Annotated in this window: 25 protein-coding genes; 16 read left to right on the top strand and 9 right to left on the bottom strand. The window is 63.7% G+C overall.

From position 1 onward, the window contains the following. Positions 1 to 95 precede the first annotated feature (95 nt). On the top strand, positions 96 to 950 hold the full coding sequence (locus tag KJP29_RS02035; protein WP_218461883.1) for a TIGR00730 family Rossman fold protein: 855 nt from the start codon (positions 96 to 98) through the stop codon (positions 948 to 950). Next, the gene (locus KJP29_RS02030) at positions 931 to 1,722 is read left to right on the top strand and encodes a phosphotransferase (RefSeq protein WP_218461882.1); all 792 of its coding nucleotides are present in this window, start codon (positions 931 to 933) and stop codon (positions 1,720 to 1,722) included. Before KJP29_RS02035 ends, KJP29_RS02030 begins: the two co-directional genes overlap by 20 nt. A gap of 163 nt (positions 1,723 to 1,885) precedes the next feature. Here KJP29_RS02030 and ubiB read toward each other — a convergent pair whose 3' ends face one another. Then, complete coding sequence (gene ubiB, locus KJP29_RS02025) at positions 1,886 to 3,415, bottom strand: 2-polyprenylphenol 6-hydroxylase (protein ID WP_218461881.1); 1,530 nt, start codon at positions 3,413 to 3,415, stop codon at positions 1,886 to 1,888. Continuing rightward, a complete protein-coding gene (gene ubiE / locus KJP29_RS02020) occupies positions 3,415 to 4,161 on the bottom strand; it encodes a bifunctional demethylmenaquinone methyltransferase/2-methoxy-6-polyprenyl-1,4-benzoquinol methylase UbiE (protein ID WP_218461880.1) in 747 nt (248 codons plus the stop codon). Before ubiE ends, ubiB begins: the two co-directional genes overlap by 1 nt. Positions 4,162 to 4,297: 136 nt before the next feature. Between ubiE and mutM the strand changes: the two genes are divergently transcribed. The 4 genes from mutM to KJP29_RS02000 all read left to right on the top strand — a co-directional run bounded on the left by mutM (position 4,298) and on the right by KJP29_RS02000 (position 7,390). Continuing rightward, a complete protein-coding gene (gene mutM / locus KJP29_RS02015; protein ID WP_218461879.1) occupies positions 4,298 to 5,149 on the top strand; it encodes a bifunctional DNA-formamidopyrimidine glycosylase/DNA-(apurinic or apyrimidinic site) lyase in 852 nt (283 codons plus the stop codon). Between the two features lie 68 nt (positions 5,150 to 5,217). Beyond that, the gene (locus KJP29_RS02010) at positions 5,218 to 5,994 is read left to right on the top strand and encodes an enoyl-CoA hydratase (protein ID WP_218461878.1); all 777 of its coding nucleotides are present in this window, start codon (positions 5,218 to 5,220) and stop codon (positions 5,992 to 5,994) included. 86 nt (positions 5,995 to 6,080) lie between these two features. Next, the gene (locus KJP29_RS02005) at positions 6,081 to 6,473 is read left to right on the top strand and encodes a hypothetical protein (RefSeq protein ID WP_218461877.1); all 393 of its coding nucleotides are present in this window, start codon (positions 6,081 to 6,083) and stop codon (positions 6,471 to 6,473) included. A 35-nt stretch (positions 6,474 to 6,508) separates the two neighbouring features. After that, positions 6,509 to 7,390, top strand: coding sequence for an NAD(P)-dependent oxidoreductase (locus KJP29_RS02000; RefSeq protein WP_218461876.1), 882 nt, complete (start codon positions 6,509 to 6,511; stop codon positions 7,388 to 7,390). Here KJP29_RS02000 and KJP29_RS01995 read toward each other — a convergent pair. Next, the gene (locus tag KJP29_RS01995) at positions 7,387 to 8,430 is read right to left on the bottom strand and encodes a patatin-like phospholipase family protein (protein WP_218461875.1); all 1,044 of its coding nucleotides are present in this window, start codon (positions 8,428 to 8,430) and stop codon (positions 7,387 to 7,389) included. The genes KJP29_RS02000 and KJP29_RS01995 overlap by 4 nt on opposite strands. 275 nt (positions 8,431 to 8,705) lie before the next feature. Here KJP29_RS01995 and rpsT point away from each other — a divergent pair, with 275 nt between their 5' ends. The 6 genes from rpsT to KJP29_RS01965 all read left to right on the top strand — a co-directional run bounded on the left by rpsT (position 8,706) and on the right by KJP29_RS01965 (position 14,478). After that, entirely contained in the window at positions 8,706 to 8,969 is a 264-nt protein-coding gene (rpsT, locus tag KJP29_RS01990; RefSeq protein WP_218461874.1) for a 30S ribosomal protein S20, read from the top strand. Positions 8,970 to 9,709: 740 nt separating this feature from the next. Beyond that, positions 9,710 to 11,089 (top strand): chromosomal replication initiator protein DnaA, encoded by a 1,380-nt coding sequence (gene dnaA / locus KJP29_RS01985; protein ID WP_218461873.1) that lies wholly within the window; start codon positions 9,710 to 9,712, stop codon positions 11,087 to 11,089. Positions 11,090 to 11,217: 128 nt separating this feature from the next. Further along, the gene (gene dnaN / locus KJP29_RS01980) at positions 11,218 to 12,336 is read left to right on the top strand and encodes a DNA polymerase III subunit beta (protein ID WP_218461872.1); all 1,119 of its coding nucleotides are present in this window, start codon (positions 11,218 to 11,220) and stop codon (positions 12,334 to 12,336) included. Then, positions 12,333 to 13,448: a DNA replication/repair protein RecF gene (gene recF / locus KJP29_RS01975; RefSeq protein ID WP_218461871.1), complete on the top strand. Its 1,116-nt coding sequence runs from the start codon at positions 12,333 to 12,335 to the stop codon at positions 13,446 to 13,448. The genes dnaN and recF overlap by 4 nt, the downstream gene beginning before the upstream one ends. After that, complete coding sequence (locus KJP29_RS01970) at positions 13,445 to 13,861, top strand: VOC family protein (protein WP_218461870.1); 417 nt, start codon at positions 13,445 to 13,447, stop codon at positions 13,859 to 13,861. Before recF ends, KJP29_RS01970 begins: the two co-directional genes overlap by 4 nt. Further along, positions 13,858 to 14,478 (top strand): LysE family translocator, encoded by a 621-nt coding sequence (locus tag KJP29_RS01965; RefSeq protein ID WP_218461869.1) that lies wholly within the window; start codon positions 13,858 to 13,860, stop codon positions 14,476 to 14,478. The genes KJP29_RS01970 and KJP29_RS01965 overlap by 4 nt, the downstream gene beginning before the upstream one ends. Positions 14,479 to 14,480: 2 nt before the next feature. On the opposite strand, the gene urtE is transcribed toward KJP29_RS01965, so the two are convergent. The 5 genes from urtE to urtA all read right to left on the bottom strand — a co-directional run bounded on the left by urtE (position 14,481) and on the right by urtA (position 20,501). Continuing rightward, positions 14,481 to 15,176, bottom strand: coding sequence for an urea ABC transporter ATP-binding subunit UrtE (gene urtE / locus KJP29_RS01960; protein WP_218461868.1), 696 nt, complete (start codon positions 15,174 to 15,176; stop codon positions 14,481 to 14,483). Position 15,177: 1 nt separating this feature from the next. Next, a complete protein-coding gene (gene urtD, locus KJP29_RS01955; RefSeq protein WP_218461867.1) occupies positions 15,178 to 15,918 on the bottom strand; it encodes an urea ABC transporter ATP-binding protein UrtD in 741 nt (246 codons plus the stop codon). Further along, positions 15,915 to 17,144 carry an urea ABC transporter permease subunit UrtC gene (urtC, locus tag KJP29_RS01950; RefSeq protein ID WP_218461866.1) on the bottom strand — a complete coding sequence of 410 codons (1,230 nt, stop codon included), beginning with the start codon at positions 17,142 to 17,144 and terminating at the stop codon, positions 15,915 to 15,917. The genes urtD and urtC overlap by 4 nt, the downstream gene beginning before the upstream one ends. 3 nt (positions 17,145 to 17,147) lie before the next feature. Next, positions 17,148 to 19,151, bottom strand: a complete 2,004-nt coding sequence (gene urtB, locus KJP29_RS01945; RefSeq protein WP_218462341.1) for an urea ABC transporter permease subunit UrtB — start codon at positions 19,149 to 19,151, stop codon at positions 17,148 to 17,150. Positions 19,152 to 19,217: 66 nt separating this feature from the next. Then, positions 19,218 to 20,501, bottom strand: a complete 1,284-nt coding sequence (gene urtA, locus KJP29_RS01940; protein ID WP_218461865.1) for an urea ABC transporter substrate-binding protein — start codon at positions 20,499 to 20,501, stop codon at positions 19,218 to 19,220. 461 nt (positions 20,502 to 20,962) lie between these two features. Between urtA and KJP29_RS01935 the strand changes: the two genes are divergently transcribed. The 4 genes from KJP29_RS01935 to KJP29_RS01920 all read left to right on the top strand — a co-directional run bounded on the left by KJP29_RS01935 (position 20,963) and on the right by KJP29_RS01920 (position 25,257). Then, positions 20,963 to 21,967, top strand: a complete 1,005-nt coding sequence (locus KJP29_RS01935) for a LysR family transcriptional regulator (RefSeq protein ID WP_218461864.1) — start codon at positions 20,963 to 20,965, stop codon at positions 21,965 to 21,967. A 159-nt stretch (positions 21,968 to 22,126) separates the two neighbouring features. Next, complete coding sequence (locus tag KJP29_RS01930; RefSeq protein WP_218461863.1) at positions 22,127 to 23,872, top strand: PQQ-binding-like beta-propeller repeat protein; 1,746 nt, start codon at positions 22,127 to 22,129, stop codon at positions 23,870 to 23,872. A 104-nt stretch (positions 23,873 to 23,976) separates the two neighbouring features. Further along, positions 23,977 to 24,498 carry a cytochrome c gene (locus KJP29_RS01925; protein ID WP_218461862.1) on the top strand — a complete coding sequence of 174 codons (522 nt, stop codon included), beginning with the start codon at positions 23,977 to 23,979 and terminating at the stop codon, positions 24,496 to 24,498. A gap of 3 nt (positions 24,499 to 24,501) precedes the next feature. After that, entirely contained in the window at positions 24,502 to 25,257 is a 756-nt protein-coding gene (locus tag KJP29_RS01920) for a hypothetical protein (RefSeq protein WP_218461861.1), read from the top strand. Between the two features lie 2 nt (positions 25,258 to 25,259). On the opposite strand, the gene KJP29_RS01915 is transcribed toward KJP29_RS01920, so the two are convergent. Next, positions 25,260 to 26,021 carry a pentapeptide repeat-containing protein gene (locus tag KJP29_RS01915; protein WP_218461860.1) on the bottom strand — a complete coding sequence of 254 codons (762 nt, stop codon included), beginning with the start codon at positions 26,019 to 26,021 and terminating at the stop codon, positions 25,260 to 25,262. Positions 26,022 to 26,028: the final 7 nt, after the last annotated feature.

Below are 26,028 nucleotides of genomic sequence, written 5' to 3'. Positions count from 1 at the left end.
CTGCCGCGCAATGCAGCAAGGCCGCCGAAGGACCGCGCCGAGCGTGCCCGGCATCGAGGATGAGAGCGCCGCCAGACCGGCCAAGAAGGACAAGAATGACAGAACAGACCCGCTCCCGCGCGCACCCCTTTCGGGACTCCCAGGAGGACCAGCGAGCGAGCCACGATATCCCCGACACGCCGCAGACCCGAAGCCCGACCTACCGGCTCGCCTTCGACGACCTGGATTTCCTGACCCGGGACGAACTGCGCCCGGTGCGGCTGCAACTGGAGCTTCTGAAGCCGGAACTCGCGATGAACGAGGCCGGGATCAAGTCCACTGTGGTCATGTTCGGCGGCGCACGCATCCCCGCGCCCGAAATGGCGCATCTGGCACGGACCGAAACGCTCCAGGGGTTGTCGAAGTATTACGAGGAAGCCCGGATCTTTGCCCGGATGCTGACGGAAGAGGGGCTGAAGACCCCGGACCTCTCCAAGGTGGTCGTCACCGGCGGCGGTCCGGGCGTGATGGAGGCCGGAAGCCGGGGCGCGATGGAGGCGGGCGGCGTATCCATCGGACTCAATATCGTGCTGCCGCACGAACAGGCGCCGAACGAATACGTGACGCCGGAGCTCTGCTTCAACTTCCACTATTTCGCGATCCGCAAGATGCATTTCCTGATGCGGGCCGAGGCGATCGCGGTCTTCCCCGGGGGCTTCGGTACGCTCGACGAGCTCTTCGAGGCGCTCACCCTGATCCAGACCGGGCGGATGCGGCAGGTGCCCGTTCTGCTCTTTGGACGTGAATTCTGGGAAACCATCGTGAACTGGCATGCGTTGGCCGATGCGGGCACGATCTCGCCCGCCGACCTGTCGCTCTTTCGTTTCGTGGAAACGGCGGAAGAAGCGATGGCGGCCATGGAGAACTGGGACGGTAAAGGAGTGAAGCGCGGTGCCATCCCCGGACGCTGATTTCGCCCATTTCTGGATCGCGCGGGGCGCGGTCGACGGGGCCGACGACTGGGAGTTGCTCACCGGAGGCAACACCAACGAAACCTGGCGCGTGGGCGAGCGGATCGTGAAACGGTTCCGAGAAGGCGGCGAAACGCCCATCTTCGGCAACGATGTGCGCTCCGAACGGCTGGCGCTTCGGGTGCTGAAGGGCACGGGCCTCGCCCCGGAGCTGATCGACGCCGAGGGCGACACGGTGGTCTATCGCCGGGTCACAGGCGAGGTCTGGCGCCCGGAACACGGGGTTGAAGGCGTGGCAAAGGCGCTCGCCCGGCTCCATGCCCAGCCGATCCCCGAAGGGCTCGCGCACGCGGACTTGCGCAAGAACGAACTGGTGCGCCAGACGCTCGTCATGTCGGGCAAAGTGCCCCCGGTGCCAGACGACCTGCCTCCAGCGACCGAGGTCTTCCTGCACGGCGACGCGACAGCGGCCAACGTGCTGGTGCATGACGACGAGGTCACTCTGATCGACTGGCAATGCCCGGCCTCGGGCGACGCGGCCGCCGATATCGCGGTGTTCCTGTCGCCGGCCATGCAGTGGATGTCGGGGAACAATCCCCTGAGCCCGGAAGAGGTCGAGGGATTTCTCGCGGCCTATGGGAACGAGGAGGTCGCGGCAAGGTATCGCGCGCTCGCCCCGCTCTATGCCGCGCGGATGCGGGCCTATTGCCGATGGCGCGCGGCCCGCGGCGACGAGGGCTATGGCAAGGCCTCTCTGCTGGAGGAAACCTAGCGGAACGCGCTGACGCGCGTACAGGTCTTGCGGCATTTCGCCTGCGGCGAAACGGGCGCGGTGCCTCGCCCTTGGCGAGCCACCCGAGGGAGATCCTCCCCGCTGCCTGCGGCAGCACCCGCGGAGTATTTTCAGGAAAGATGAAATGCCGGGGCACGCCTGGTCAGAGCAGTTCCGCGATGGTGACCGCGATGAGCGCCAGCGCGCCGCCCAGTGCAAAGTAGCCCATGGCCCGAAGCGGGCGCGCGCGATCGAGCTCGCGCGGAGGCTCGGCCTGTTTGATGAGCAGGTCTTCGGCGATGTCGGGCAGCCGGGGCGCGAAACGGGCGAGCACACGCAGGGTCTTGGCCAGATCGGCAAGCATCGCCTTGGGCCCGATGGAGCCGGCGATGTAGTCCTCGACCACGGGTTGCGCGACCTGCCAGATATTGATCGAGGGATTGAGCGAACGCGCGACACCTTCGACGATGACCATGGTGCGTTGCAGGTGAATGAGCTCGGTGCGCGTCTGCATCCCGAAACGTTCGGTCACCTCGAAGAGATAGGACAGGAGCCGTCCCATGGAGATATGGGTGGCGTCCATGCCGAAGATCGGCTCGCCAACGGCCCGCAGCGCGCGGGCGAAATCCTCCACATCCTTGTCGGCAGGAACATAGCCCGCCTCGAAGTGGACCTTGGCCACGCGCATGTAGTCGCGCTTGATGAAGCCATAGAGGATCTCGGCATAGACGCGGCGGGTGTATTCGTCGATCCGGCCCATGATGCCGAAGTCGATGGCGACGATGTTGCCCATCGCGTCGAACTTCAGGTTCCCCTGATGCATGTCGCCGTGAAAGAGGCCATCCCGAAGGGCGTGGCTAAGGAAGAGATGCAGCACCCGGTTGCCCAGCGCAGGCATGTCGAGACCCGAGGCGCGCAGGCTTGCGAGGTCGTTGGCGGGAATGCCTTCGGCCCAGTCCATCGTCATGACCCGGCGCGAGGACAGGTTCCAGTTGATGCGGGGCACGACGAAACCTTCGTCGTTCTGGGTGTTCTCCGCGAACTCGGACGCCGAAGAGGCTTCGAGGCGAAGGTCCAGCTCGCCCATGACCACGTTTTCGAAGTGCTGGATCACGTCCTGCGGGCGCAGGCGGCGGGTCTGGGGCAGCAGGAACTCGATGACGGCGGCGGAGAAGTGGAAGGCGTCGAGGTCGGTGCGGAAAGCGCGTTCGATGCGCGGGCGCAGCACCTTGACCGCGACCTGCTGGCCGGTGGCGCGGATCGTCGCCTTGTGGACCTGGGCGATGGAGGCGGCGGCGATGGGATCGGAAAACTCCGAGAAAACCTCGTCGATGCGGATGCCAAGCTCGCGCTCCACCGTGGCGCGGGCGACCGAGGTGGGGAACGGGTCGAGCTTGTCCTGAAGATAGGTCAGTTGCTCGGCCATCTCCGGCCCCACCACATCGGGGCGAGTCGAGAGGATCTGGCCGAACTTCACGTAAGCGGGACCCAGCGCTGTGATCGCACGGGTCACCGGCGGCAGCGCGGGATCGCCGCGCTTGCCGAGCCAGGCGAAGGTCCAGGACACGGTGCGGGCGGTGACCCGCATCAGCGGCGGCGCCCGCATCGCGTCGAGCATTTCGCCAAGCGCGCCGGTGCGCGCGAAGGTCGCGCCCGTTCGCACGAGCCGCCAGATGTTGATCGGTCCGCGCATCAGATCTTCCAGCCCGAATGCAGCGCGGCGATGCCCATGGTGAGGTTGCGGTAGCTGACCTGCTCAAACCCTGCCGTGCGGATCATGGCCGCGAAGGTCTCCTGATCCGGGAACTGGCGGATCGATTCCACGAGGTATTGGTAGCTTTCCGAGTCGTTCGCGATGACCTTGCCCATCTTGGGGATCACGTTGAAGGAATAGAGGTCGTAAGCCTTTTGCATCAGGTCGTTGGGGATCTGGCTGAATTCGAGCACCATGATCCGGCCACCGGGTTTCAGGACGCGGAACGCCTCGGACAGCGCGTCGGGGATGCGCGTCACGTTCCTTATGCCGAAGCTGATGGTGTAGACGTCGAAGCTGTTGTCCTCGAACGGCAGCGCCATCGCGTCGCCCACGATCCAGTCGAGCGATCCCGCCATCTGCTCGGCCTCTGCGCGCTTGCGGCCTTCGATCAGCATGCCCTCGGTCATGTCGCAGACGGTGGCATGGGCGCCCGGCGCACGCTTGAGGTAGCGAAACGCCACGTCGCCGGTGCCGCCGGCCACGTCGAGCAGTTTCGTTCCGGCGCGCGGCGCGAGCCAGTCCATCATCGCGTCCTTCCAGACCCGGTGGATGCCCATGCTCATCACGTCATTCATGATGTCGTATTTCGAGGCGACGTTGGTGAAGACCCCATGGACCATTCCGGCCTTCTGGTCTTCGTCCACGGTTTGAAAGCCGAAGTGGGTGGTCTTCTGGTCGGACATGGATAGCGCCTCGTTTTCGTCTGCTTGGGGATATACGTATGACGGCGGAGAGACAAACCCCTATACGTCGCAGGGTTCCTCTGGAGGCCAATAGGGTCGGCGGCGGACCGAGGCAGCAGGCACGAGAGGCGGACGGATGCCCGAATTACCTGAAGTGGAAACCGTGCGCCGGGGCATGGAACCGGCGATGACCGGCGTCCGGATCGCGCAGGCCGAGGTTCGGCGCGAGGGTCTGCGCTGGCCGTTTCCGCCGCGGATGGCCGAGCGGCTGACCGGGGCCACTGTGACGGGGCTACGCAGACGGTCGAAGTATATCCTTGGCGATCTCGACACCGGCGAGGTGTTTCTGCTGCACCTTGGCATGTCCGGGCGGATCCTCATTTCCGGCGATCCGCTGGGGCAGTTCGTGCACGACCATCCCGCAACCGAGAAACATGACCATGTGGTGCTTCACATGGAGAACGGCGCGCGGGTGACGCTGAACGACGCGCGTCGGTTCGGAGCGATGGACCTTTTGCCGCAGGGGGGCGAGACGGTGCATATGCTTCTTGCCCGTCTGGGACCGGAACCGCTGGGCAATGCCTTCGACGAAACTTATCTGGTCGACGCCCTCAAGGGGCGCAACACGCCGATCAAGTCCGCGCTCCTCGATCAGCGCATCGTGGCGGGGCTGGGTAACATCTACGTCTGTGAGGCGCTGTTTCGCGCCGGCATCCATCCGGCGCGGCGCTGTCGCAACATCTCGGCCAGGCGCTTCGCGGCGCTGGTACCGATCATCCGCGACGTGCTGACCGAGGCCATCGCGGCCGGGGGAAGCTCGCTTCGGGATTATCGGCAGGCGGACGGCGAACTGGGGTATTTTCAACACACCTTCCGGGTCTATGGCCGCGAAGGTTTGCCTTGCGTGACAGAGGGTTGCGGCGACACCGTCGGGCGGATCGTGCAATCGGGCCGGTCGTCCTTCTATTGTCCGACCTGCCAAAGGTGACTTGCGAGGGCGGCGATCTTGTGGGTAGGAGTCCCACTTGAAACCGCATGGAAGGAACCTGAGGCTTCATGGGATATGAAAACATCATCGTGGACGTGGACCAATACGTCTGCACGATCAAACTCAACCGGCCCGAGGCGCTCAACGCTCTGAACCTCGATCTCCTGCGCGAACTCGGCAAGGCGCTGACCGAGGGCCAGAAGAACGACAAGGTGCGCTGCTTCATCATCACCGGGTCGGAAAAAGCCTTCGCTGCCGGCGCCGATATCAAGATGATGTCGGAGAAGAGCTTCACAGACGTATTCCTGGGCGATCTCTTCACCCCCGAGGAAGAAGCCGTAATGCGGGTGCGCAAGCCGATCATCGCGGCGGTCAGCGGCTATGCCCTGGGCGGCGGTTGTGAACTGGCCATGATGTGCGACTTCATCATCGCGTCGGACACCGCGAAATTCGGCCAGCCTGAGGTCAACCTTGGCGTCATGGCCGGGATGGGCGGAACCCAGCGTCTGACCGCGCTCGTCGGGCGCGCCAAGTCGATGGACATGAACCTCACGGGCCGTTTCATGGATGCCGAAGAAGCCGAGCGTTCGGGCCTCGTGTCCCGCGTGGTGCCCTGCAAGGAGCTTTTGAAGGAAGCGACAGGGGCGGCCAAGAAGATCGCCGAGAAGTCGATGATTTCCGTCATGGCGATCAAAGAAGCCGTGCACCGCGCCGACCAGATGCCGCTGACCGAAGCGGTCCTGTTCGAGCGTCGGCTGTTCCATTCGCTCTTCGCGACCGAGGACCAGAAAGAAGGCATGGGCGCTTTCATCGAAAAGCGCGAGCCCCAGTTCCGGGACAAGTGATCCGGCGGCCTTTGGCCGGCCAAGGGCGGCGCGGGGAACCCCCGGCGCCGCCCTTTCGTTTGGGTGTCCAGAGACAGGAGGACCTCATGAAAGCGCTGATCCTGATGCTGCCGTTCGCGGTGCCCGGTTGCCTGCCCGATGCGGGCGCAGAGGTAGTGCCCACAGGCATTCCCGAGGCGATGCAGGGACGCTGGGGGCTGACCGCGACGGAATGCACCGCTGATCCCGCGATCGCGAAAGGGCTGATGGTGGTCGAAGGCGACACGCTCCGGTTCTACGAATCGCGTGGCGTGCTGGAGTCGGTCACGGGCGGATCGGATTCGGAACTGCAGGGCCATTTCGTCTTTGCGGGCGAAGGCATGGAATGGGAACGCGATCTGGTCCTGACCCTGTCGGGTGGGGGCGACAGGCTCACCCGGATCGACACCGGGGTTGACGAAAACGCCGGCAGTTTCGACTACGTGCGCTGCGCCGAGTGATCTGCTAGGCCGTCGCCAGTAGGACAGGAGGCATCATGCGCATTCTTTTTACGGGCGGCTCTGGCAAGGCAGGCAAACATGCGGTTCGCTATCTGGTGGAGACCGGACACCGCGTGCTCAACGTCGATCTGAAGCCCCTCGACATGGAGGGGGTCGAGACCCGCCACGTGGACCTGACCGACCCGGGTCAGGTGATGGACACGGTCCTGAACTACGTGGGGCTGGACGAGTTGGACCTACCCGAGAAGCCCGGCTTCGACGCCGTCGTGCATTTCGCCGCCGTGCCGCGCATTCTCGTGACGTCCGACGCCGAATGCTATCGCACCAACACGCTTGCCACCTACAATGTGCTCGAGGCGGCGGTGCGCGCCGGGGTCCGAAAGGTGATCTTCGCTTCTTCCGAGACAACCTATGGCATCTGCTTCGCCCAAGGCGAGATGAAGCCCGCCTATATCCCCATCGACGAGGAGCACCCGACGGTGCCTCACGACAGCTATGCCATGTCCAAGGTGGTGAACGAGGCGACGGCGCGGAGCTTTCAGGCGCGCTCAGGGGCGGATATCTATGGCCTCCGGATCAACAACGTGATCGAGCCGCACGAATATGCGACGCTGTTTCCGACCTTCGTGAACGATCCCGAGAAACGCCGCCGCAACATCTTCGCCTATATCGACGCGCGGGATCTGGGCCAGATGGTTGCGTGCTGCCTGCGCACCGACGGGCTGGGATACGAGGTGTTCAATGTCGCCAACGATCACCACTCGGTGGCGGCGACGACGCCCGAGTTGGTTTCTCGATTCTACGAGGGCGTGCCAATGAGGGGCGACATGGGTGAGCGCGAGACGTTCTATTCCAACGCCAAGGCCAAGAGACTCCTGGGCTTCGCGCCCAAGCACGACTGGCGGGACCTGATCTAGCCGAAACGCTCGATCAGTTGCGCGGTGGACCGGGTGCCAAGGGTCGTGCGGTGCGCCTTGAGCCAGTGATCCGTCGTGCGCTCCCCGATCCCGTGCAGCTCGGTCAGAAGACCCCATGACGGAAACAGCTTGGAGACGGGGTCGTATTCGCCCATCGCCTCTTCGTTGTTGATTTCGTGGAACCGAAGCCGGGCCACAGCGCGCACGATACCGATCCGGCAAGCGGTGGGATCGTCCTGAAACTCTTCCTTCAGCATGGCGATGGCCCGGAGTTCGGACAGGAGCGACTGGTTGAAGGTCAGTTCGCTGATCCGGTCGGGAATGTCGGTGGCGAGCCGGGGCGTGCCCAGACGCCGATAGGGGTTGATGGTGACGAGGATGAGGTCACGGGTTTCGGTGTTCTCGATCAGGGGCATGATCGGCGGATTGGCGGAAAAGCCGCCGTCCCAGTAATCCTCCCCCTCGATGGTCACGGGCGGAAAGACCGTGGGCAGGCAGGCCGAGGCAAGGAGCACTTCCGGCGTGATCTCTTCGTTCGTGAAGATTCGGGCGAGACCGGTCAGGACGTGGGTCGCGGCGATGAAGAGGCGCGGGGCTTCAGGCCGGCGCAGGGCGTCGAAGTCGATGACCTCGGTCAGGATCCGGCGGAGCATGTCCTGCGCGGGAAGCCCGGCGAGCGGCGAGGCGGAAAAAGTCGTGCGCCCGGCCGAAAGCGTATCGAGCCATCGCGACGAGGCGCGCAGCCAGGCGGAGACCGGGTCAAAGATCGGCAGGAACGGTGCCGTGCGACGCGCGGCCTTGTTCACGGCGGTCCAGAAGATGCGCAGGTCCTCCCGTGCGGCGTTGTGCCCGCCCCGCATGAACCCGGAAGCGGCGACCACGGCATTCATCGCCCCGGCCGAGGCGCCGGACAGCGCACCGATCCGGAGAGTTTCGTCCTGAAAGAGCCGGTCGAGCACCCCCCAGGTGAAGGCGCCATGGGCCCCACCGCCCTGAAGCGCCACGTCGATCGGGGTGGTCGTCGTGATGTCCTTAGGCATTGTCGCCTTCCTTTCGCTGCATTGCAGCATATTGGCGTCAGGCGGCGAGGCGTAAAGGGCACGCGATCCATTTTGCATGCCCATAAGCAGTGGCAGGGATCGCAGCGTCTCATGCAAGGAACGAGAATCGGCTTCACAAAGCTGGAAAGACGCCTTATAGGCAGCCCTCATATGCGCGTGAGACCCGCTTGGTCGGACGATGCCGGTAGAGAACCCGGTCGGGATTTGTCTCGTGCACACAGTATTGAAACGAACCCGACGAAGGGAAGATCACCATGGCCAACTCGCCGCAGTCCAAGAAACGCGCACGTCAGAACGAGCGCCGCTTCGAAGTCAACAAAGCCCGCCGTTCGCGCATCCGCACCTACCTCCGCAAAGTCGAAGAAGCCATCGCTTCGGGCGACAAGGACGCTGCCGCTGCCGCTCTGAAGGCCGCCCAGCCGGAACTGATGCGGGGCGTCACCAAGGGCGTCTATCACAAGAACACCGCGTCGCGGAAAATGTCGCGCCTCGCCCACCGGGTGAAAACGCTCGCCTGAGCGCGATTCGATCCGAAGACTGGAACGCGGTGACCGAAAGGTCGCCGCGTTTTGCGTTTCGGGGCGGGGAATCGGCAGCGGGCACCAAATTGGACGGAACGGTGGCATGACGTTACGTCCACTTTGGAGGGCTCGACGGACTGCCCAAAGACGCGGCGAAACATCGGCGGACACAACGTCGCAGAGACCGTGAACCGTGGCTCCGACACGGCGTTGATGCACCCGCGACACATCCCTTCGGTCGGCTCGATTCGTGATCACGACACACCGACAGGCAATTCTCCCCATGATTACTTGAGCAAAATTGCATTTGTGAAAGCGGCCCCGGATTCGACCTGCATATCTTTGAGTCAAGCGTATTGATCAGTTGCGACTCGTTACCCCGGGAAACTAATTTGACCCTGCGATTCACGTCGCTGACTTGGGACAGGCGGTTGGTGAAGATGGGGATCTTCACGCGAGGACCGTACCGGAGGGGATCTGAGGGGACATCTCCGGTAGTTTTGACTGATGTATAGCCGGCAAGCTGCATTTTGCGGGCGTGCAAGACGTTGACAGGTTTGTCGGGCTGCTCCCGGCAGGCAATGACCCACTGTTGGCCCGCGTTCGCCTCATTCCCGTCAAGGGAGTGGGCTAAGTGGCGCGTTCAGGCGTCCGTTTTCGAAAAGAGCGGTAGTCGCCCTCGTATATCCGGGACTGGGCCGGACGAGGGTGATCCATGAAATGACAGGTCAAGGAATATGGCGGAAAACATGTGGGGACGTGTACGTGAGAGACTCGAACAATCGGTCGGGGCGAACAACTATCGCAACTGGATCGCACCGCTGGAGTTCGCGGATCTCGAAAACGGCGTCGCCCGCTTCATTGTGCCGACCAACTTCATGGGCAACTGGGTTCAGCGTAATTTCGGGGACACGATCCTCAAGCAGCTGATGAGCGACGGCGCGCAGGTGTCGCGGCTTGAATTCGTGGTGCCGAAGGCTCAGGCCTCGGGCCGCGTCGCGCCGCCGCCAGCCAACGGCAACGGCCGCCCCGCCGCACCTGCCAGTGCGGCCCCGACTGTCGGAAACGGCGGCGAGCTGCCCGGTGCACCGCTCGACAAACGCTTCACCTTCGACAACTTCGTTGTGGGCAAGCCCAACGAACTGGCCCATGCCGCCGCCCGGCGCGTGGCCGAAGGCGGGCCGGTCACCTTCAACCCGCTTTTTCTTTACGGTGGCGTCGGCCTAGGCAAGACGCACCTCATGCACGCCATCGCGCATGAGATGACCACCCGCAAACCCGAGCTTCGGGTGCTCTATCTATCGGCGGAACAGTTCATGTATCGCTTCGTGCAGGCGCTGCGCGACAAGCAGATGATGGACTTCAAGCACATGTTCCGCTCGGTCGATGTTCTCATGGTCGACGACGTTCAGTTCATCGCGGGTAAGGATTCCACGCAGGAAGAGTTCTTCCACACGTTCAATGCGCTGGTGGACCAGAACAAGCAGATCATTATTTCGGCGGACCGCGCGCCGGGGGACATCAAGGACCTCGAGGAACGGATCAAGTCCCGGCTTCAGTGTGGTCTGGTCGTGGACCTTCATCCCACCGATTACGAACTGCGCCTTGGCGTGCTTCAGTCCAAGGTGGCCCAGAACGCGAGCGCCTTCCCGGACATGAAGATCGCGCCCGGCGTGCTCGAATTCCTCGCCCATCGGATTACCACGAACGTGCGCGTGCTGGAGGGTGCGCTCATGCGGCTCTTCGCCTTCGGGTCGCTCGTGGGCAAGGAAATCACGCTGGAGTCCGCGCAGGACTGCCTCGCCGACGTGCTCAAGCAGTCGGACCGCAAGGTGACGGTCGAAGAGATCCAGCGCAAGGTGGCCGAACACTACGGCATCCGCCTGTCGGACATGATCGGACCCAAGCGCCTGCGCTCCATCGCCCGGCCCCGGCAGGTGGCGATGAAGCTGTCAAAGGACCTGACCACCCGCTCCTATCCCGACATTGGCAAGCGGTTCGGCGGGCGCGACCATTCGACCGTGATGCACGGGGTGAAGAAGATCGAAGAGCTCATCGGCAGCGATCACCAGCTTGCCGAGGACTTCGACCTTCTCAAGCGCGCGCTGGAGCATTGAACCGGGGTTCCGGTTCCGTGCGCCTTGGCCTTGACGCCCCTGTAAAACATAAAGACAGTGCGAAAAATCCTTGAGAAGGGCGGCGACGGATGTAAGGTCGCCGTCCCGATAGTCGTCAGGAGTGGGACATGAAAATTTCCATCGAGCGGGCCGCGCTGCTCAAGGCGGTCGGTCAGGCGCAGTCGGTCGTTGAACGCCGCAACACCATTCCGATCCTCGCCAACGTGCTGATGGAGGCCGAAGGCAACACCGTGTCCTTCCGGGCCACCGATCTGGACATCGAAGTGGTGGACAAGGCCCCCGCCATGGTCGAACGCGCGGGCGCGACCACGGTGAGCGCCGTGACGCTGAACGAGATCGTGCGCAAGCTGCCCGATGGAGCCATGGTGACGCTGTCGGACGACGGGGCTTCGGGCCGCCTGTCGATCGAAGCCGGGCGGTCGCACTTCAACCTGGCGACCCTGCCCAAGGAAGATTTTCCGGTCATGGCCTCGTCGGAATACACGGCGAATTTCTCCTGCCCTGCCCCCGTCCTGCGGCGGCTTTTCGACAAGTCGAAGTTCGCGATCTCGACGGAAGAGACGCGCTATTACCTCAACGGCGTCTACATGCATGTGGCCGATGCCGACGGCGGGCGCGTGCTGCGCTGTGTCGCGACCGACGGCCACCGGCTCGCACGGATCGACGCGGACTTGCCCGCCGGTGCCGACGCGCTTCCCGGTGTGATCGTGCCGCGCAAGACCGTGAACGAGCTGCGCAAGCTTCTGGACGACGACGAGATGCAGATCGCAGTGTCGGTATCGGAAACCAAGGTGCGCTTCGCGACGCCGGACATCACGCTCACCTCGAAGGTGATCGACGGGACCTTCCCCGACTACACCCGCGTGATCCCGATGGGGAACACGAAGAAGATGGAAGTGGATGCCCAGGAATTCGCGAAGGCCGTGGACCGCGTGGCCACCGTGTCGTCGGAACGCTCGCGCGCGGTGAAGCTGGCGCTCGACGAGGACAAGCTGGTGCTGTCGGTCAATGCGCCCGATGCCGGGGCCGCCGAGGAAGAGCTGATCGTGGCCTATGGCGACGAGCGGCTCGAGATCGGATTCAACGCGAAATACCTGCTCGAAATCGCCTCGCAGGTGGACCGCGAGAACGCGACCTTCCTCTTCGACAGCGCCGGACAGCCCGTGCTCATGCGTGAAGGCAACGACACGAGCGCTGTCTATGTCGTCATGCCGATGCGGGTGTGACGGGGCTTTACCTCACCTCTCTCACGCTCTCGCATTTCCGGTCGCACATGCGGGCGTCTCTGGCGCTCGACGGGCGGCCGGTGGCGATCTTTGGCGCCAATGGCGCAGGCAAGACCAATATTCTCGAAGCGGTGAGCCTCATGTCCCCCGGTCGCGGGCTGCGCGGCGCCGCCGCCGACGATATGGCGCGACGACCGGAGGCGGTAGGCTGGAAGGTCTCCGGCGTGCTCCGGTCTCTGCATCAGGTGCACGAAGTCGAAACGTGGGCGGAACCGGGCAGCGCACGGCAGGTGACCATCGACGACAAACCCGCGCCGCAAGTGGCGCTGGGGCGCATCGCGCGGCTGACGTGGCTGGTCCCGGTCATGGACCGTCTCTGGGTCGAAGGGGCGGACGGGCGGCGAAAGTTCCTCGACCGCCTGGCACTCAGTTTCGAGCCGGGACATGGCGAAGCGGTCCTCACCTATGAAAAGGCGATGCGGGAACGGAACAGGCTCCTCAAGGACGGACAGCGCGACGCCTTCTGGTATCGCGCACTGGAGGCGCAGATGGCCGAGGCGGGCGCGGCGATCCAGACGAACCGGGAGCGAACGCTTGATTTGCTGATCGACAGCCAGCGCGAGGCCGAGACAGCGTTCCCGGCTGCAGACCTTACGCTTTTGCATGCGGAGGGGGCCGACGACGGGCCGCGCAGCCGCAACGAACTGGCTGACGCCTTCGCAGATAGCCGCCCGCGCGACATGCTGGCCGGGCGCACGCTGGTCGGACCGCACCGGGCCGATCTGGCCGCCGTTTACGCCGAGAAGGGGATGCCCGCAAAGGAGTGTTCGACGGGCGAACAGAAGGCGCTTCTGGTATCCTTGATCCTCGCCAACGGGCGGGCGCTGGCGCGTGATTTCGGGGCGCCGCCGATGCTGCTGCTCGATGAAGTGTCTGCACATCTGGACGCGGGCCGGCGCGCGGCGCTTTATGACGAAATCGTCAGTCTGGGCGCGCAGGCGTTCCTGACCGGGACGGGACCGGAACTGTTTGCCGAGCTTGGCGCGCGGGCGCAACACATCGAGGTGCGCGACGAGGCCGGCCGGAGCCATGTCGAAGAGGTGGAACCATGAAGACCAATCGCGTGACGCTGATCACCTTGGGGGTGGAGAGCATTGCCCCCGCGCGCGCCTATTACGAGGCGCTCGGATGGGAGCTTGAAAGCGATCAGGGCGAAGCGGCCTTCTATGCCATGAACGGGATGAAATTCGGGTTCTTCACGCTCGAGGGGCTGGCGAAAGAAACCGGGCGGCCCGTCGAAGACCTGCGCACCGGGGCGATGACGCTGGCGCAGAACTTCGGCTCCGAGGCGGAGGTGGACGCGATGTTCGCGCGGGCCGTCGCGGCCGGGGCCACGGCTGTGAGCGAGCCCTTCAAGACGCATTGGGGCGGCTATAGCTCCTATGTCTCCGATCCCGACGGCCACTTGTGGGAGTTTGCCCACAATCCGTTCTGGGAGATGGACGAGGACGGCGCCCTGACATGACCCTGTCGCCCGGCGATCTGGGGCTCTACGCCTTTGCGCTGCTCGTCCTGTTCCTGACCCCGGGACCGGTCTGGATGGCGCTTCTGGCGCGCGCCCTGTCGGGCGGCTTCCACGCGGCCTGGCCATTGGCTCTGGGGGTGACCATCGGGGATGCGCTCTGGCCGCTTCTGGCGATCCTCGGCATGTCCTGGGTCGCGACCGAGTTCGAGAGCCTGACCACGGTCCTCAAGTTCGTGGCCTCGGGATTTTTTCTCTGGCTCGGAGTAGCGATCATCCGAAACGCCGACAAACAGATCGCCGCAGACAGCCGCCTGACCCGCCCCGGCATGTGGGCGGGCTTCGTGGCGGGCGTTGTCGTGATCCTCGCGAACCCGAAGGCGATCCTCTTCTACATGGGGATGCTGCCCGGGTTCTTCGATCTGACGGCGCTCACACCCTGGGACGTTGGGGCCATCGTCGGCCTGTCGATGGCGGTGCCGCTCTTTGGCAACGTGCTTCTGGCGGGCTTCATCGGAAAGCTGCGGGGGCTCCTGTCCTCACCGAAGGCCCTGAAACGGCTCAACATTTCTGCGGGCGCACTCCTGATCGCCGTGGCGGCGATCATTCCCTTTACCTGAGCCTAGACCGACACGCCCTTGAGCAGTTGGTCGCGCGTCACCTCGCCTTTCGGACCAGAGAGCGTCACGGCCCCGCGACGCAGCACGACGAAACGGTCGCCAAGGTCATGGGCGAAGTCGAAGAACTGTTCGACCAGAACGATGGCCATCTTCCCCTCGTCGCGCAGCATCTGGATGACCCGCCCGATCTGCTGGATGATGTTGGGCTGGATGCCTTCGGTCGGCTCGTCGAGGAGGAGGAGCTTGGGCTTGGTGATGAGCGCCCGCGCAATCGCCAACTGCTGCTGTTGTCCACCCGACAGGTCGCCGCCGCGCCGGTTCTGCATTTCCTTGAGCACGGGGAAAAGCTCGAACATCGCTTCGGGCACCTCGTGTTCGCCCTTGGGCAGGCAGGCGAAGGCGGTCTCCATGTTCTCGCGCACGGTGAGCAGGGGAAAGATTTCGCGTCCCTGCGGCACCAGAGCGACGCCCTTCTTGGCAAGCGCGTGGGGCGACAGGACGGGCAGCGCCTCGCCGTCCAGCACCATCGTGCCACCGGAGCGCGGATGCCGCCCGCAAATGGCGCGAATGAGGCTGGTCTTGCCGACGCCGTTGGTGCCCATGACACAGGTGATCTTGCCGGTCTCGGCCTCCATGCTGATCCCGTTCAGGATCTGGGAGTGTCCGTAATGCAGGGTGAAATCGTCGATTCTCAGCATCTCAGCGCCCCAGATAGACGTCGATGACCTGCTGGTTCGACGTGACGTGATCCAATGACCCCTCGGCCAGAACCGACCCTTCGTGCAGCACGGTCACCTTGCAGTTGAGCCGCCGCACGAACTCCATGTCGTGCTCGACCACGACCACGGCGCGGGTCTTGGCCGCCTCCACCAGGATGTCGGTGGTCTTTTCCCGCTCCTCGGGCGTCATCCCCGCGGCGGGTTCGTCGACCAAGAGCAGGCGCGGCTCCTGCGCGAGCAACATCCCGATTTCGAGCCACTGCTTCTGGCCGTGCGACAGCTCGCCCGACTTGCGCTTCAGCTCATTCGCCAGCCCGATCTCGGCGGCGAGCTCTGCGACTCGGTTCATGTCGGCGTCCGAAGGTTTCCAGAACAATACGGAAAACGCGCCGCGCTTGTTCTTGACCGCCATGAGGAGGTTCTCCTCAACGGTCTGATCCTCGAAGACGGTCGGTTTCTGGAACTTGCGCCCGATGCCTTCCTGCGCGATGCGCGCCTCGTTCATGCCGACGAGATTTCGCGACAACTCGCCCCAGAGCACCTTGCCCTCATCCGGCCGGGTCTTGCCCGTCACGATGTCCATGAAGGTGGTCTTGCCCGCGCCGTTGGGTCCGATGATCGCCCGCATTTCGGCCGGGCCGATGTTGAAGGAAAGGTTGTTGATCGCGCGGAACCCGTCGAAGGTGACGGAGATGCCGTTCACTTCCAGTAGCGTGCTCATTCCTCGGCCTCCCGTTCGCGCAAGGACCCCTGATCCGGGCCAAGGTCGGCGCCGTGCCGGTCCGGCGTGCGCCGATGCGACACGAGATCAAAGAGACCGCCGATCCCTTTGGGCGCGAAAAGCGTGACGAGGACGAAAGACAGGCCCAGAAGGATGGTCCACCAGTCGACCCACTGAAGGCGGTAGAACCCGAGGTCGATGTCGGGTGCCTGCCCCCCGGTGAAATAGGTTGAAACGAGCGACACGAAGACCGCGCCGATGACTGCCCCGTAGAGCCGCCCGCGCCCGCCAATCGCGACCCAGACCGCGAGGTAGATCGACGCGATGGGCGCAATTTCCGCCGGGTTGATGATACCCGCCTGCGGGTAGTAGAGCGCCCCCGCGATCCCCGCGATCATAGCGGTGACGGTAAAGAGGAAGAGCTTGTAGCCCTCGACCGAATAACCAAGGAACCGCACCCGCGCCTCATTGTCGCGGATGCCGCGAATGACCGAGCCGAACTTGCCCGACACGACCCAGGCGGCGAAGACATAGCCAAGTCCGAGGGCCAGAGCCGAGGCCCAGAAGAACCAGATCGACACGAAGTCCTGCGAGGCGGTGACGCCGGGAAGGTTCTGAAGCCCCGAGAGCCCGTTGTTGCCGCGCAGCCCAGAGTCGTTCTGGAAAAGGTAGAGCGACAGGGCAAGCGTCATGGCCTGTGTCAGGATCGAGAGATAGACCCCGGTGACCCGCGACCGGAAGGCGAGCCAGCCGAAGACGAGCGCGAGCAGCCCCGGCACAGCGACGACGAGCAGGAGTTGCAGGAACAGGCTGTCGGCAAAGGCCCAGATGATCGGGAAGTCGGACGATCCCACGACACCGAAGATCTGGGTGCCGATGCCATCCACGATCTCCTGCTCGGTCGGCGGGATCGGATTCTGGGCCATGGACCCGGCCACGATCTCCTTCGTCCGCTCATACATGAGCCACATGCCGATCATGTATCCGCCGAGCCCGAAGAAGGCGAAATGCCCCAGAGACAGGATCCCCGCATAGCCCCAGATCAGGTCCATCGCGACCGCGATAAGCGCGAGACAGAGCGTCTTTCCCAGTGTCTTGACGAAGCTCGTCGAGATGATCCCTGGCCCGAAGGCGTCGGAGGTGAAGGTGACGAGGATCGTGAAGATCGCCAGCACCGCGAGAAAGATCAGAACCGAGGGGTTCTTCATGAGAAAGCTGCGCTGCATGGCTCAATCCCCCGCCGCGCGACCCTTGAGAGCGATGATGCCCCTTGGCCGGAACTGGATGAAGATGATGATGAAGATGATCATGTAGGTCTGCGCGGCGAGCGTGTTTGACGGGTTGAACCACTCGATCCCCTTTTGGAGGATACCAATCAGCCCGGCACCCAGAAGCGTGCCCCAGATGTTGCCGACACCGCCGACCACGACCGTCATGAAGGACTGGACGATGTAGGCCTGACCGATCTCGGACGTGACCTGCGCATAAAGCCCGATCGCGACGCCCGCGATGCCCGCGATGCCGGAGCCAAGGCCGAAGGTCAGCATGTTCACGCGTTCGGGGTTGATCCCCATGGCGCTCGCCATGCCCCGGTTCTGCGTCACCGCCCGCGTCTCAAGCCCCAGCCGCGTCCGCTTCATGATGAAGAGGAACACGGCGAGGAAGATAAGCGCGAGCACGAAGATCGCGATGCGCACCGTGGAGATCGACACCACGTCATTCAGCGTCCATGCCCCGCCGAGCCAGTCGGGCGAGGTGAGCGGCCGCGCCTGCGTGCCAAAGATGTTCTTTGCGAGCTGCTGAAGCGCAATGGAGATCCCGAAGGTGGCGAGCAGCGTTTCGAGCGGGCGGTTGTAGAGGAAACGGATCACCAGCCGCTCCATCGCGACACCTGCCGCAAAGGTCACGGCGAAGGCGAGCGGGATCGCCAGTAGGATGGATGCGGTGTGGTTCGGGACGATCTGTTGCACCACGTAACCGGTGTAGGCGCCCATCATGATGAACTCGCCATGGGCCATGTTGATGACCCCCATGACGCCAAAGGTGATGGCAAGGCCGATGGCCGCGAGGAAATAGATCGAAGCGAGCGACAGCGCGTCAAGCCCGAGGTCGAGGGTCTGGTTGAGCCCCACCTTGGTTTCGATGGCGGTGAGCGCCGCCCGGGCGGCTTCCGTCACCTCGGCGTTCGGTTCTGCATAGACGGAAGCAAAGGTCATGCCGTCGAGCGCGGCGTCGACGTCTTCCTCGGTCGCGGCAGGGGGAACGGTGCCAGCGGCCTCGAGCGCGTCGAAAGCCGCCACCCGGCGTTCCGGGTCCGAAAGCTCGGATACCGGCACGCCCCCCACGGCGCCGTCCACGATGTTCGCCTGCAACAGGTTGCGCAGGTCGGCGTCGGTCAGGAACGGTTCGCCATCGGTCAGCGCATAGGCGTCTTCGCGCGACAGCGCTTCGGTCCCCGGCCGCAACTCGCGGGCCACGTTCACATCCTCGGGCACATCGCCATCGAAGGCCATGATGCGGGTCGCCACCAGGGGGTTCAGCGCGCCGCGAACAGACACGTCAAGATCGCCCGAGACGGCCTCGATCGCCGCGATGCGGTTCGCCGGGTCGGTGCCGTAGGTGATCGTGATAAGCTTTTCGAGCCGCTCCTTGCGGGCCTTGATGTCCGGGTCTTCCTCGGTCTCGATCGACGCGCGCAGCACGGCGAGGAGATCGGCACTGGCATTGCGTTCGAGCGAGGCGAGTGCCGCGCGCCGTTTGGCGGGATCGGGGTCATTGAGCTGGAACGCGACGAGCGCGGACCCGATCAACCCTTGTATGCCAGAGTTCGGCTTGATCTGGTCGATCTCGTCCTTGGTGACGGTCGCCACGACCTCGCCCGTGTCGAAATCGGTCAGCTCGTAAGTGTCACCCGACTTGACTGCCTTGAAGAACAGGCCGTCGGAGGTGCGCTGCCACATGTCGCGCGCTTGCCAGGTTTCCAGTACGAAGGGCACGGTATCGAGCCCGGAACCAGCCACGGCATCAATAGCAGGCTGGATCGTCCGGCGGGAGCTTTCCGCGATGAGGTCGGCGACGGATTGCAGGACGTCCTGCATCGGTCCAAGCACGACCTCTTCCGCAGGGCCGGGTGCGGTCGTTTCCGCGTCGGTCGGCGCGGCTGCATCCTGCGCGACCACTTGGGTCGCAAGGCACAGCACCGCCAGCACGACCAGTAATAGGCGTTTCACCATCGACCCCACCCCGATGTCGTCAAAGAAGGGCGGCAGGAAAACCCCGCCGCCCAAGATTCGCGTTTCTTAGTAGTTGGACGTCAGCTGGACGCAGGTCTTGGTCTCGGTGTTGTACATGCCGCACTGGAGGTCTTTCCAATCCGACTCGAGCACGGCCGATTCCGGGAGGAAGTCGGTCCAGGCGTCGCCGGGAACCGGGTCGGTTTCCGAGATGATGTCGAACTGGCCGTCGGCCTGGATCTCGCCAATGAGAACGGGCTTGGAGAGGTGGTGGTTCACACCCATCACCGCGGTGCCGCCGGTGAGGTTCGGGAATTCCTGACCCCACATCGCTTCGCGCACCGCGTCCACATCGGTGGTGCCGGCGGCGGTCGCCGCGTTCACCCACATGTTGAAGCCAATGTAATGGGCTTCCATCGGGTCGTTGGTCACGCGCTCTTCGGAACCGATGAACTCGTGCCAGGCCGAGATGAACTCGGCGTTGGCTTCGGTGTCCGCCGACATGAAATAGTTCCAGGCCGCGAGGTGGCCGACGAGGTTCGAGGTATCGAGACCGGCAAGCTCTTCTTCACCAACCGAGAAGGCCACGACGGGGATGTCGTCAGCCGAGATACCGGCAGCCGCGAGTTCCTTGTAAAAGCCCACGTTCGCGTCCCCGTTGATGGTCGAGATCACGCCGACCTTCTTGCCGTCCGCGCCCAGCGCCACGACGTCCGCCACGATCTTGGACCAGTCCGAGTGGCCGAAGGGCGTGTAGTTCACGAAGATGTCTTCGGCGGCGATGCCTTTGTCCTTGAGATAGCTCTCGAGGATGTTGTTCGTGGTGCGCGGATAGACGTAGTCGGTGCCGAGCAGCGCGAATTTCTCGACGCCGAGTTCCTCAAGGAAGTAATCGGTGGCCGGGATCGCCTGCTGGTTCGGGGCGGCGCCGGTGTAGAAGACGTTCTTGGAGGACTCTTCGCCCTCGTATTGCACCGGGTAGAAGAGAAGTCCGTTCAGCTCTTCGATGACCGGAAGCACCGACTTGCGCGAGACGCTCGTCCAGTTGCCGAAGATCACGTCGACTTCATGCACGGTCAGAAGCTCGCGCGCCTTCTCCGCAAAGAGTGGCCAGTCCGACGCGGGGTCCACGACGACCGCTTCCAGATCGCAGCCGAGCAGGCCGCCTTTCTCGTTCTGCTGGGCAACCAGCATTTCCATGGTGTCTTTCAGGGTGGTTTCGGAAATGGCCATGGTGCCGGACAGCGAATGGAGCACGCCGACCTTGATCGGACAGTCCTGCGCCGAGGCGGCGGTTGTCAGCGCGGCAGCGGCGACGGTCCCTGCGAGAAGCGTTTTCACGAATTTCATGTATCTCTCCCACGCGGGGCATGATGCCGCCTTGCCGAACGCGGCAATGGCAACCATATCCGTCCCCGCAACAGTTGTTGTTGCATCCGTGCGGCGACCGTCCGTTCTGCATCTGGTCTGGTCGTCGCACACCCCTGCGGCTCACGCCACGTCCCTAAGGGCAGGGGTAAGGTGTGGCGGCACCCTCCCGGCGGCAATTGACGAGCGTGTTCCGTTTGGTCCAGAGCCGAGTTTGCACGATTTTTGCGCGCAATCCGTCGAGACCGCCTATTATTTGCGCTCGCCGAAGTCGTGAAGCGACCTATTCTGGGTCAAAGGCGTCTCATTTCGACTCGGGGCGCCCGCAAACGAGCGTTGCATTTGTTGTGCACGAGTTATTGCTTTTGAAAATGCAACCGATAGACTGCTCGTATGCAGAAAGCGGATAGCTTAAACTATTCAATAATTTGAATGGATCGAAGATGCGCCTGACGGTCAAGCAAATGGAGGTCTTCCACGCCATCGTGGTCGCTGGCTCCATCAGCCATGCAAAGCGCGTGCTCGGCCTGTCCCAGCCGACCATCTCGCAGCAACTCGCGAAGATGGAAGAGCTGCTCGGCGTGCAACTGATCCATCGCGGACGCGGCGAAAGCCTGCGGCTGACTGCGGCGGGCGAGTATTGGTACAAGGCGAGCCACCGGATCCTCACCGAGTTCGAGAATGCCGAACAACAGCACCGGATACTCTTCGACGAAAAGCGGCTCACCCTGCATTTCGGCACGACGCCTTCGTTGCGAGGACGATTTACCGAGGTTGCGGCACAGACCGCGCTGGAGCTCGATCAGTTCGCGCGCTTCGATTTCGACTGGGGCCTGACATCGGCCGAGGTGGTCGAAAACATAAACGCGCACAAGTTCAACTGCGGCGTCGTCAGCGCCGCCAGCATCGAAGACCAACGCGCCTCCTTCCATATCGAACCCCTGTTCAAGGATCGTATCGTCCTGGCCGTGCCTGCGAGCATTCCGGAAGAGGTTCTGGCGCTGGCTCTTGACCGGCTCGACGTGGCGCCGGGCGCCGAGGCTCTCAACCGCTATGTCGACGTGACCCCGCCAATTCCGTGGCGCGAACGCTCGGACAACTGGTATCGCGCGTCGCTGCCCTTCGCGTCGCCCTATTTCGGCTGCGTGACGCATCAGGCGGCGGTCGATGTCGTCGCGGCCGGGCTCGCCACCTGTCACACGCCGATTTCTCTCCTGCCGAACTTGCCCGAGCAGGTGCTGAACCGGATCAAGGTCTACGACATTGGCGAGCATGTCCGCGAGGTGGTCTTCGTGATGCCCAAGCACCTGATGAGCCTGAAACCCTTCGCGACCTTCGCCTCGAAGATCAGCGAATACGTGCGCCAGACCTACAACGACACGCAGGTGCGCGAGCGAATCCGGCCGTTGCCACAGCTGCAAGACTTCGTGGTGGCCGCCGCCGAATAGGCCGCGCCCTCGGGGCTGGCAAACCCGTGTAAGGGATCGCCTTTTCGGCTCTGCATCGTGTTTGCCTATCTGTCATATAGACCCATCGGATGCCCGCCCGCGTTCCAATACCTTGGTCGTACCCCGCAAAAGGGGACGTCGGACGCAGGGAGGAATATCATGCGCACTTTGACAACCTCCGTGGCGGCGCTTGCCGCGACGGGTTTGCTTTCAACCGCCGCCTTCGCGGAGCCCGCCACCCCCGAACGACTCGTCAATGCGGGATCCGAGGCGGAGGCCGCGAACTGGCTCACCGTGCATCGCACCTATGACAGCCACCGCTATTCGCCGCTGGACGAGATCACACCGGAAAACGCCTCGGGCCTGAAACTGGCCTTTGCCGTGCCGCTGGGCGGAACGGAACCCTCGGCTTTCGGTGCTGGCGCGATGGAGACAACGCCGCTCGTCAAGGACGGCAAGATGTATCTCACCGACCCCTGGGGCACCGCCTACAAGATCGACGTGTCGTCGGGCACCCGGGGCCAGATCGAGTGGATCTGTGACACGGGCATCGACAAGGACCCCTCGCTGGGCATCCTGCTTGCCAACCGTGGCGTCGCGCTGTCGGGCGATCTCGTCATCACGAATATTCCCGATGGCCGTGTCGTGGCCTGCGATGATGCCTCGGGCGACATCGTCTGGGAACAGCAGACCGCGGACCAGCCCGGCGAAGGTTTCTCGGGCGCACCGCTCGCGGTCGGGGACAAGGTCATCGTCGGCCAATCCTACGGTGACTGGGCGACCCGCGGCTGGATCGCAGCGCTCGACGCCGCCACCGGCGAGGAAGTCTGGCGCTTCTACACCGTGCCGGAACCAGGCCAGCCGGGATCCGAGACGTGGCTCTGCGAGGAATCCGGCAACCCCGATTGCTGGAAGACCGGCGGAGCGGCGGCCTGGGTGACTGGCTCCTATGACCCGGAAACGAACACGCTGATCTATGGCACGGGCAACCCGGTGCCGATGTTCGACCCGGAATACCGCCCCGGCGACAACCTTTATTCCAACTCCGCCGTGGCGCTTGACGCCGATACGGGCGAGCTGAAATGGCACTTCCAGTATACGCCCGGCGACTATCTCGACTATGACGAGGTCGGCATTCACCTGCTGATCGACAAGGAAATCGACGGCGAAATGCGCAAGGTCGTGGGCCACTTCGGTCGGAACGGGTTCTTCTACAACCTCGACCGCACCAACGGGTCGTTCATCAACTCGGGCCAGTATGTCGAACAGCTCAACTGGACCGAAGGCGTCGACCCCAAGACCGGCAAGCCCGTGAACTATGATCCGAACGCGTCACTTCAAAGCTACGCTCAGGACGTCGTCCTGCGGCGTGACGGCGGCCCGATCGAAAACTGCCCGCACCTTCAGGGTGGCATCAACTTCTGGCCCACCGCCTACAATCCGGCGACGGGCATGGCCTATGGCCATTCGATCGAAGGCTGCTCGGAACTCTCCGTGGTCCCCGTGGCCCCGGAAGACGTGATGCAAGGTTCGATCTTCACCGGCGGCTCGAACGCCGACTCGGGTGAGATCGACGGCTCGATCATCCAGCTCGACGTGGCCACCGGTCAGGTCGTGAAAAAAGAGATGCGGGAATATCCGGGCTACGCCGGCGTCCTGCTCTCGGGCGATCTGGTGTGGGTCGGCGAAATGGACGGGACGTTCGGCGCCTACAATGCCGAAACGCTGGAACAGGTCTGGTCCACGAACCTTGGCGGCGTGTTCAAGGCACCGGCGATGACCTATGCGGTCGACGGCAAGCAATATGTCGCGATCGTCTCGGGTCCCATCGGCCTTGGCACATTCGGTCACACGGACATCGAACAGACGCAGGGTGCAAACATGCTCTACGTCTTCGCGCTCTGATCAAAGAGCACCGAAAAGGTTTCCGGCCGCACCCCTTGCGGCCGGAAACTGTCTTGAAGGTTACGAAACGCGCAAACGATACGAAGAACGGAAAGTCACCCCCCATGAAGGCACGAACCACTCTCGCAACCGCCGCCGCCCTTGGCATGGCCCTTCTCACAGCGCCGCTGATGGCGCAGGACGCCGACTTCAATCCCGAAGATTACGACATCGCCCGCGGCAAGGAAGTTTACGAACGGATCGGCGTCTGCGTGCAATGCCATGGCTGGGACGGAAATGGCATGGGCCGGAATCCGCGTTCGGTCGGGATCGCTCCGAAGCTGCGCGAGTTTCCCGACGATGCCGAGCTTCTGCACGAAGTCATCGCCTGCGGGCGGCCTTTTACGGAAATGCCCTATCATGACCGGAACGCCTATTCCGACGGTCGCTGCTACGACATGACGCTTGAGGATTTCGACGAAGGCGAGGCGCCGACCCGCGGCAAGTCGATCCGGGACGCCGACATCGACAACCTCGTCGCCTATATGCTCACCGACGTGATCGGCGCGGGGGACACCACGCTCGAACAATGCGAGGCCTTCTTCGAGCCAGGACACCGCAACTGCGCCCCCCTGGCCAACCGGTAAGCCATGCGGGCAAGGCTGACACTCACGCTCCTCGCGGCCCTGGCCGCCGGGAGCGCCATCGCCCAGGAGCGGGACCGCTCGGCATTGGAAGCGCCCTTCGACATATGGGACGCGCATCTGGGCGAACCCGTGACGATCATTCCCCCGATCGACGTGAACGAGTTGGCCTGTGGCACGAACGGTGGCCCCTATTCCCTGCCTTTGGCCGACCCCGCGGAATTCATGACCTGCCCGCCTGAAGCCTCGGGCCTGCGGGAAGTGCATTTCTCCTACGATGACGAACTCGATTACGTCGCCCGCGCAATGGAGTCGGAGTATGACGTTCTGCAAGACGGCACGACGGTCTTTTCCCACAAGGTCATGGTCTCGGTCCTCGTCAGCGAAGACGGGATCATCGAAGGCATCCGTATCCTGACCGATCCGCGCATTCCGGCGCGCGAACGCCGCCGCGCCGTCACGCTCATGCGCAACCTCGAAGCGCGCTACGGCGACTGGTCGCTCATGTGCGAGGACCTGCCGCTCGCTGAGAGCGAGATGATGATCGGCAACGTCTTCACCAAACGCGTCTGCACGGGCACGTCGCCCGACGGCGAGGCGACGCTGCGGCTGGACGCACGCTATCTGCGCAAGGCGGGACAGGAGGCAGTCAACCGCGAAACCCGAGAGTTGAACTCGACCTATTTCGAAAGCTTTTCCCGGCTCGAGATGGTGCGCCTGCCCTATGAGCCTTCGCCCCCGCCGGTGAGGGACGTACGATGACCCTATTCGGTATAGGTCCCGTCCGCGTTGAAGGTGCGCGTCACTTCGGCGCCCTCCATCACCGCGCCGCGCATGTTTGCGCGGGAGAAGCGGCTTTCGGTCACGATCGCGCCGGTGAAATCGGCATCGCGCAGATCTGTGCCCCAGAAATCGGTGTATTCGATCGTGGCCCCCGTGAAATCGGCCCGGAACGCATCGCTTTTCACGATCGAGACATAGGACATGGTGACACCCGCAAAGGACGAGCGGCCAAGGCTCGCCTCGCTGATGCCGGTGTTGTAAAAGCTGGCTCCGGAGAGATCGGCGTTGTTGATCCGCGCGGATGTCAGATGCGCGTTGTCGATCTGCGCGCCCACCAGCGTCGCGCCAGTCATCCGCGCATGTTGCATCCGGGCCCCGTTGAGCATGGCATCGGTGAAGTTCGCGGCCGAAAGCTGCGCCTCGTAAAACAGCGCGCCGGTGAGATCCGCGCCAGTGAAATCGGCCTGCCGCAGTTCAGCGACATTGAAGTTGGCATTCTCCGCCTTGGCCCCGGCAAAGATCGTGCCGTTCAGGATTGCCCGGTGAAAGCGTGCGCCGGTCAGATCGGCCCCCGTCAGGTCGACGCCGGAGAGATCGGCCTTCTTGAAGTTGGCATGCGACAGGTCGCAGTCCCGGCACTCCGTCCGCGTGCCCTCGCGCAGGGCCTGAACGAGATCCGGGTCGGCCTCGGCCCAGAGGGGGCCAGCGACAAGGGTGGCGGTGAGAATGGCTGCGATACGCATGGGGGAG

The sequence above is a fragment of the Maritimibacter sp. DP1N21-5 genome (assembly GCF_019218295.1).
Classification (GTDB): Bacteria; Pseudomonadota; Alphaproteobacteria; order Rhodobacterales; family Rhodobacteraceae; genus Maritimibacter.
The sequence above is the reverse complement of the archived record's forward strand: the minus strand, read 5'-3'. Positions and strand labels throughout refer to the sequence as shown.

Coding starts and splice junctions, on each gene's coding strand:
- KJP29_RS02035 (WP_218461883.1), top strand. CDS start 96: ATGACAGAACAGACCCGCTCCCGCGCGCACCCCTTTCGGGACTCCCAG.
- ubiB (WP_218461881.1), bottom strand. CDS start 3,415: ATGCGCGGACCGATCAACATCTGGCGGCTCGTGCGAACGGGCGCGACC.
- ubiE (WP_218461880.1), bottom strand. CDS start 4,161: ATGTCCGACCAGAAGACCACCCACTTCGGCTTTCAAACCGTGGACGAA.
- mutM (WP_218461879.1), top strand. CDS start 4,298: ATGCCCGAATTACCTGAAGTGGAAACCGTGCGCCGGGGCATGGAACCG.
- KJP29_RS02010 (WP_218461878.1), top strand. CDS start 5,218: ATGGGATATGAAAACATCATCGTGGACGTGGACCAATACGTCTGCACG.
- KJP29_RS02005 (WP_218461877.1), top strand. CDS start 6,081: ATGAAAGCGCTGATCCTGATGCTGCCGTTCGCGGTGCCCGGTTGCCTG.
- KJP29_RS02000 (WP_218461876.1), top strand. CDS start 6,509: ATGCGCATTCTTTTTACGGGCGGCTCTGGCAAGGCAGGCAAACATGCG.
- KJP29_RS01995 (WP_218461875.1), bottom strand. CDS start 8,430: ATGCCTAAGGACATCACGACGACCACCCCGATCGACGTGGCGCTTCAG.
- rpsT (WP_218461874.1), top strand. CDS start 8,706: ATGGCCAACTCGCCGCAGTCCAAGAAACGCGCACGTCAGAACGAGCGC.
- dnaA (WP_218461873.1), top strand. CDS start 9,710: ATGGCGGAAAACATGTGGGGACGTGTACGTGAGAGACTCGAACAATCG.
- dnaN (WP_218461872.1), top strand. CDS start 11,218: ATGAAAATTTCCATCGAGCGGGCCGCGCTGCTCAAGGCGGTCGGTCAG.
- KJP29_RS01970 (WP_218461870.1), top strand. CDS start 13,445: ATGAAGACCAATCGCGTGACGCTGATCACCTTGGGGGTGGAGAGCATT.
- KJP29_RS01965 (WP_218461869.1), top strand. CDS start 13,858: ATGACCCTGTCGCCCGGCGATCTGGGGCTCTACGCCTTTGCGCTGCTC.
- urtE (WP_218461868.1), bottom strand. CDS start 15,176: ATGCTGAGAATCGACGATTTCACCCTGCATTACGGACACTCCCAGATC.
- urtD (WP_218461867.1), bottom strand. CDS start 15,918: ATGAGCACGCTACTGGAAGTGAACGGCATCTCCGTCACCTTCGACGGG.
- urtC (WP_218461866.1), bottom strand. CDS start 17,144: ATGCAGCGCAGCTTTCTCATGAAGAACCCCTCGGTTCTGATCTTTCTC.
- urtB (WP_218462341.1), bottom strand. CDS start 19,151: ATGGTGAAACGCCTATTACTGGTCGTGCTGGCGGTGCTGTGCCTTGCG.
- urtA (WP_218461865.1), bottom strand. CDS start 20,501: ATGAAATTCGTGAAAACGCTTCTCGCAGGGACCGTCGCCGCTGCCGCG.
- KJP29_RS01935 (WP_218461864.1), top strand. CDS start 20,963: ATGCGCCTGACGGTCAAGCAAATGGAGGTCTTCCACGCCATCGTGGTC.
- KJP29_RS01930 (WP_218461863.1), top strand. CDS start 22,127: ATGCGCACTTTGACAACCTCCGTGGCGGCGCTTGCCGCGACGGGTTTG.
- KJP29_RS01925 (WP_218461862.1), top strand. CDS start 23,977: ATGAAGGCACGAACCACTCTCGCAACCGCCGCCGCCCTTGGCATGGCC.
- KJP29_RS01920 (WP_218461861.1), top strand. CDS start 24,502: ATGCGGGCAAGGCTGACACTCACGCTCCTCGCGGCCCTGGCCGCCGGG.
- KJP29_RS01915 (WP_218461860.1), bottom strand. CDS start 26,021: ATGCGTATCGCAGCCATTCTCACCGCCACCCTTGTCGCTGGCCCCCTC.